Source organism: Bacilli bacterium, assembly GCA_036381315.1.
Classification (GTDB): domain Bacteria; phylum Bacillota; class Bacilli; order Paenibacillales; family KCTC-25726; genus DASVDB01.
Genome location: DASVDB010000139.1, coordinates 1 through 5,154 on the forward strand (window position 1 = coordinate 1; position 5,154 = coordinate 5,154).

Here is a 5,154-nt window from a genome sequence, read left to right on the forward strand (position 1 = left end):
ATTCCCCGTAGTTGTTTTTGTCCATGACTTCGATCCGGTCGCGCAGGCCCGCAAAAAACTTGAATTTGATGTCCTTTTCCGCGTCGCTGTTATTCAACTGGAATTCGTTGACTTCGATGATGGCCATGCGCAAATGCGGCAAATGAGATTTGTAACGCTTATAGATCTGCGCGATGTCATAGGCGGACCCACCGCTCAAGCTGAAATTGAAAATGCGCCTGACATCAAGCCCCGCATATTGCGCGAGCAAATCGGGCCGCAGCGCATCCATTCCTTCGGAATCGCCGAAAATGGCAATGTCGATCCGTTCCTCATCCGCCTGGGCGAAGGAAGCGTCCAATTCCGCGATTTGGCCCAGAAAACCGGGCGAATAGCCATAGGTGCGCACATTCCGGAACACAAAAATTTCCGCCAACGCGATGAGGACGACAAAAAACAGGAAACCCCAACCGGCGTAACGGATTGGACGGCGTATCTTCCACTGGCGGCGACTCTTCCGCTCTTGCTCAAAATTGGAAGTAGATGAACGCATACGTTTCCCCCTTCATGAAGTAGATGACGACAAGCGCGAGCGCCGCGTATACGGCCCCCCGGAAAGGGGCGGGGAAAAGATGCCACACGATTCCGGATATGCGCTCGGCATGGCGAATCACATATTCAAACAGATGCAGCAAAAACAATCCGGCGATCCAGATCATTTGCGGGCTGGCATAAAATGCGCCCCAATCCACATGCAGCATGTTTCGGGTCATGGCAACCGCGCTGTGGAAGCTTGGCGCCCGGAAAAACACCCACGTCCACATCGTAATGTGAAAAAATACAAATACGGCGGCAATTCTGTATAACATTGCGGAACGTACAGCGGCAATGAAGCGCCAGCGATTCAAATAGAGCGTCCACTTGTGAAAAATAAGCAAAAGGCCGTGCACCGCTCCCCAAATGACAAATGTCCACATCGCGCCATGCCACAAGCCGGAAATCACCATCGCCGCAAACAGATTGAACTGCGTGCGCCACCAGCCCCGCCGATTGCCGCCGAGGCTGATATATATATAATCTTTGATCCAACGGGACAACGAAATGTGCCAGCGCCGCCAAAATTCGCCCGGATTGCCGCTTATGTACGGAGAGTCGAAATTGATGATCAGTTTGACGCCCAGTATATAGCCAAGTCCAAGCGCCATGTCGCTGTACGCGGAAAAGTCATAATAGATTTGGTAGCCGAAAGCGAACGCCGCCGTCCAGGCGTCTATGGGCGAGAGCGTGTCCGCATGGGCGAACAGCCGGTCGGCCACTTGCGCCAACGTATCCGCCAGCACGACCTTTTTGATGACGCCGATAAACGCCAAATACATTCCGTATTTGATTTCCTGCCAGCGCACCCGCTTCCGCTCGATTTCATACAGCTGGGGCATCAATTCGTTCCCGCGCAAGATCGGGCCGGCCACCAGCTGGGGAAAAAGCGATATGTACACCCAGAAGTGCAAAAGCGTTTTGGGCGGTTCCATCGTACCGCGCCGCACGTCGATTATATAGGAAATAAGCTGGAACGTGTAAAAGGAAATGCCGGCAGGGAGGATGATCGAATGCGCCAGGTCGGCACGCACGCCGAGCGGAAGGCCGGTTACAGCCTGCCAGGTGTTCAGAAAAAAGAACGTATATTTGAAAAAGGCCAAATTCAGCAAGTTGACGGCGACACCGACCCAAAACACCCAGGCCAGGCGCGGCTTACGCAGCAGTTTCACCGTAATAAAAGAAATCATCGTGACCAGCAGAAATATGGACGTCGGGCCAATCCCGGCATATCCGTAAAAGATTAAATTCGCTATGGCCAAAATGGCGAGCCGGCCTTTTTTAAACACATAATAGGGGGCTAAGAGCGCCAGAAAAAAAAACAGAAATTGCGGGGAATGAAACACCATGGACTGTCCGGTGCCCCAAGCAAATGGGAACCAACTGCCAAAGTCGGCGGATAAGATGCTGTGGCTCATCGATCTACCCCGTTCATCATTTTTCAACCGTTAACACAACTTTACTAAATTTAGCCTGACGCATGCAAATTGCGCGCGGGGCCACGACAACGCGAAAAACCGTCCGGATGCCCGGACGGCCCTTAGTGGGCAAACCCAACCGTTTGCGCGTGTTGAGGGTGCCATATCTTTACTTGAAGCGCGTGCGCGATTGCGGCGTCGTGACCATGCGGTGAAACAAATTCAGGAGCGGTTTGCGCCGCTTGCCGAACATGCTGATCGCTTCCGCGCCGACTTCCAGCACAACCAGAATGATGAGCGTCAAAGCGACCGCGATCCATTGGGACGCTTGCGAAAGCGCCACGGCGAACAAGCCGAACACAATGGAAACGCCGTAAATTACCAGCACCGTCTGCCGATGGCTTAGACCCAATTTCAACAGGCAATGGTGCAAATGGCCCTTGTCCGCCTTGAAAATCGGCTTCTTGTTCAATCGGCGGCGAATGATCGCAAACAACGTATCGTAAATCGGCACGCCGCTAATCAACACCGGCACGATAAACGACACCAGGGTAGCTTGCTTAAACCCGAGTATGGACAATGTGGCGATGCTGAATCCGAGAAACAGCGCCCCGGTATCGCCCATGAAGATTTTCGCCGGATGAAAATTGAAAAACAAAAAGCCAATAATGCTGCCAAGCAGGATCGAACAAAGCAAAATGACAGTGATATTGCCCATCAGCGCGGCAAGCACCAAAATCGTCGCCGTCGAGATGGCGGAGACTCCGGCCGCCAAACCGTCCAGGCCGTCAATCAAATTGATCGCGTTGGTGACGCCAACGATCCAGAAAATCGTAAGCGGGATGCTGAGCCAGTCCAAATTGAGCGTCGTATGGCCGAACGGGACGTTCACCAGGTTTACTTTTAAACCAAAGGCGACAACGACGCAAGCGGCCAAAATAATCCCAAGCAGCTTCCATTTCGGGGAAATGTCAAAGCGATCGTCCAGCGCGCCCGTCAGGGCAATCACGGCGCCGCCGATCAACAATCCCCAGGCGGCCTCGGCTTTGATCGCGTCGAGCACCGGCGTGACTACGATAAAGCCGCCGGCAAACGCCGCAAAAATCGCCAAACCGCCCAAACGAGGCATAATTCGCGTATGTACTTTGCGCTCGTTAGGCTTATCCACAGCCTTGACCCAAACCGCGAACTGTTTGATGAACGGTGTGAGACACACCGACAAAATCAACGATAAAACAAATCCAAGGATATATAAAACCAACATCGCCCGCACTTCCACTCCTTTTGTCTATACGCCAGACAAATTATACGCCGAACGATTCGGAAACGCCACGAACGTTTCCACGAGTTTTCATACCATTTTCATGCCATTTTCATGAATTTTCACTTGTTTTTCGTGTTGATTTTATTATTATTGCTTTTTCTCGTGTTCGCGTATTACTTTCCATGCGAATTTCGGCAAAACAAGCATCCGTCTGTAGCGCGCCGGCTCTTGCAGCAAACGGTAAAACCACTCGAGCCGCATGCGTTGAAACAATATCGGCGCCCGTTTCAATTTGCCGGAGACAACGTCGAAACTTCCGCCGATTCCCATCATGAGCGGCACGCCAAGCTTTTCCTTATGTTTGGCGATCCACGGGTCCTGATTGTTCATGGCTCTGCCCACAAACAACATGTGCGGCGCGGCGGCGCGAATTTGCGCGATGACTTCTTCATCCTGCCGCTCGGTAAAATAGCCGTCCCTTGCGCCGACAATTTGCAGCGCCGGGAATTTGCCGCGCAATTGCTCCGCGGCCGCCGCGATCACTTCCGCTGAAGCGCCTAACAGGAATACTTTCCAATTACGCCTGTTACCGATCTCCAGCAGCCGATGCATCAGATCAAAACCCGCCACCCGTTCGGCGACCGGATTGCCGAATCGCGCGGCGGCCCATACGACTCCTGCGCCATCGGGCACTACCAGGTCCGCGCTTTGCATGACCGCCATGAACTGCGGACTTTCCAACGCTTGCATCACCATGATCGGATTGCCGGTGATCACATGGTAAGGCTTGCCCGCGGCGATTTTTTCACACAGTAGGTTGACCGTATCCTGCATGTCCAATTTGCAGAAGGGGATGCCGAATATGTTGACTACGGGTACGGGCAATCCACCCACCACCTTCATTATATACGTAAAAGCTCAAGCAATTGTTGCGCCGGAATGCGCGATTGCGCCCGCATTGCCGCAATGGCGCCCTGTTTTTCTTTCCGCCAGGAAGCGGCGTTCGCCAACAGCCGTAGCGTCTCGTCCGCCAAATCTTGCGGATTCAACGCCCGCGTATGGCCAACCGGCGCCATGTCCAACCGGTTTAAAAAAGCATCGATCTTCGGATCATAGGAAACTGCGGCAAACGGAACAAGCTGCGACGCGGCGTAAATCAAGGAATGCAGCCTCATGCCCAGCAATGCGTCACAATCGGCGACCTTGTCCACCATCGCCAAAGGCTCGGCTGTTTCGGCGGCAATTTCGATCTGACCGCGGTACGCATCGGCAATTTGTTCGCGGACAAATTGCGCCGCTTCCGTGTCGGTACGGCTGTGAAAAGGCAACAGAACGACGCGGACCGGCCTTGCCCGCATGACAAGTTCCAGAGCGCGGGCAATCTGCGCCAAATCGCGGCGGTCCGGCTCCCAAAATCGCACCGATACGCCGACGATCGGGATATCCCGTTCCGGCGGCTGAGCGCCGTCAGCTGATGTTCGCGTTTTCGCCTTTTCGACAAGCGGAAAGCCCATGACCGGATCGGGAACAACCCGCACGCGCGCTTCGTCTATGCCGATCTGTCCCAACAATTGCGCCGACGCGGCATCGCGCACCGTTATCAACGCGCACCTATTAAAACTATTTCGGATAAACGGGAAAAATATGCGGCGGTGGATCGGTCCGATTCCCTGCGCATAAATAAAAACTTTTTTCCGCAGCAGCTGCGCAAACTTGATCACGCCCAAGTAATACGGAATGGTTTTGACGCCCGTTTCATCCTGCAGCAAACTCCCGCCGCCGCTGATCAACCCGTCGCTTGCCTTTAGCGCGCTGTAAATATCTCTCGGCTTCATGCGGTGAACCGCCTTTACCCCATACAAACGCTCCGTAAGCGGCGGATTTCCGGACAGCACCACC

At 53.7% G+C, this 5,154-nt stretch carries 5 protein-coding genes; all 5 read right to left on the reverse strand.

Features of this window, described 5'->3' with window-relative positions:
* On the reverse strand, positions 1–532 hold a 532-nt coding region (locus VF260_10280; GenBank protein ID HEX7057562.1), incomplete at its 3' end, for a hypothetical protein.
* On the reverse strand, positions 507–1,991 hold the full coding sequence (locus VF260_10285; GenBank protein HEX7057563.1) for an MBOAT family O-acyltransferase: 1,485 nt from the start codon (positions 1,989–1,991) through the stop codon (positions 507–509). The genes VF260_10280 and VF260_10285, both read right to left, overlap by 26 nt.
* Before the next feature lie 169 nt (positions 1,992–2,160).
* Positions 2,161–3,255, reverse strand: coding sequence for an MraY family glycosyltransferase (locus VF260_10290; protein ID HEX7057564.1), 1,095 nt, complete (start codon positions 3,253–3,255; stop codon positions 2,161–2,163).
* A 147-nt stretch (positions 3,256–3,402) separates the two neighbouring features.
* A complete protein-coding gene (locus VF260_10295; GenBank protein ID HEX7057565.1) occupies positions 3,403–4,158 on the reverse strand; it encodes a WecB/TagA/CpsF family glycosyltransferase in 756 nt (251 codons plus the stop codon).
* Positions 4,158–5,154: polysaccharide pyruvyl transferase CsaB (gene csaB / locus VF260_10300; protein HEX7057566.1), on the reverse strand; the 997-nt coding region annotated here is incomplete at its 5' end. The genes csaB and VF260_10295, both read right to left, overlap by 1 nt.

Excerpts from the sequence above, each read along its gene's own strand:
- VF260_10290 (HEX7057564.1), bottom strand. The coding sequence starts at position 3,255 with ATGTTGGTTTTATATATCCTTGGATTTGTTTTATCGTTGATTTTGTCG.
- VF260_10285 (HEX7057563.1), bottom strand. The coding sequence starts at position 1,991 with ATGAGCCACAGCATCTTATCCGCCGACTTTGGCAGTTGGTTCCCATTT.
- VF260_10295 (HEX7057565.1), bottom strand. The coding sequence starts at position 4,158 with ATGAAGGTGGTGGGTGGATTGCCCGTACCCGTAGTCAACATATTCGGC.